Source organism: Acinetobacter sp. 228, assembly GCF_048147885.1.
In genome coordinates, this window is the sequence record NZ_JAYWYV010000404.1 from 1 (window position 1) to 1,194 (window position 1,194).

2 pseudogenes are annotated in these 1,194 nt (G+C 33.8%); both read left to right on the plus strand.

What is annotated here, in order from left to right:
• Positions 1-295, plus strand: a pseudogene (locus tag VXQ92_RS19390) (arginine N-succinyltransferase); the annotation flags it as partial.
• Positions 296-693: 398 nt separating this feature from the next.
• Positions 694-1,194: pseudogene (locus VXQ92_RS19395) on the plus strand (amino acid transporter); the annotation flags it as partial.

The window sequence follows — 1,194 nt, forward strand, 5'->3', positions numbered from 1 at the left end:
AGCAATTAAAGAAAGCCAGATTTTAACTGTGCAAGTTGTAGAGTCTATTCCTCTTAGTTCAGGTGATGAACCCTATATTGTGGCCAACGATAACTATGAAAATTATCGAGCAATTCTTGTATTCGGCACACCTTATCAGGAGTCATTGCAAATAACAAAAGCACAAGCAAAACAATTAAATGTTGAAAATGGTGGTTTAGTCCGTGTGTTAAGCGTCCATGTTAAACAGGACTCGAACCCACAGATAGTGAACAAACTTAAAGAAACAGAACATTTGCGAATGGCTGTTAATTAAGCAGAAATACTATACATTTCACCAAATTTAAGAAGGAATACTATATTATCGCTAGCGCAAGATGGGTATATGGATAAATACAATCTTGCTCGCTGAGCTGGGATTAATTAGTCTGTTTTATTATATAAAAGATGATTCAATAAAATATGTAATTAATTTATATATTTTAAGAATTTTTCAAAATTATATTTTTAAATGCAGACTAATATAATAATGAAGGAAAGGAATAATGAATAATTTTTATTGTTATAGGTGATAGCTTTTAAAAAGGAATTTATAAGGTTTTAAATGATTTAATAATATTTTTAACATGATTTAATGGACTAAATTAATAATCATATAATTTATTTATTATTAAAGCATTTACGACGGTTGCTATAAATTGGAGTAAATATTACATGAGTAAGAATAACGGAAAGCAATTCCTGGAAGGAGATCTTCTTGGTAGTCAACATATGACTGAGCAAGAAGAAGAGAAATTGCAGCGCTCATTGACAAATCGTCATATTCAAATGATCGCAATTGGTGGTGCAATTGGTACTGGATTATTTATGGGTTCCGGGAAAACATTAAGTGTTTCGGGTACTTCAATTGTTTTAACCTATTTAATTATTGGTTTTTTCTTTTTCTTCGTAATGCGGGCAATGGGTGAATTGTTGCTTGCAAATACCAATTTTAAAACATTCGCCGATTTTGCAACGGCTTATCTCGGTCCGTGGGCGGGGTTCTTCCTTGGTTGGTCCTACTGGTGTAACTGGATTATTACTGCGATTGCCGATGTAATCGTGATCGGAGGGTACATGCAGTTTTGGTATCCAGATTTACCCGTCTGGATTCCGGCATTTACTTCATTGGCGATCTTAACCATACTCAACTTTGTGGCCGTTCGGCTTTTTGGT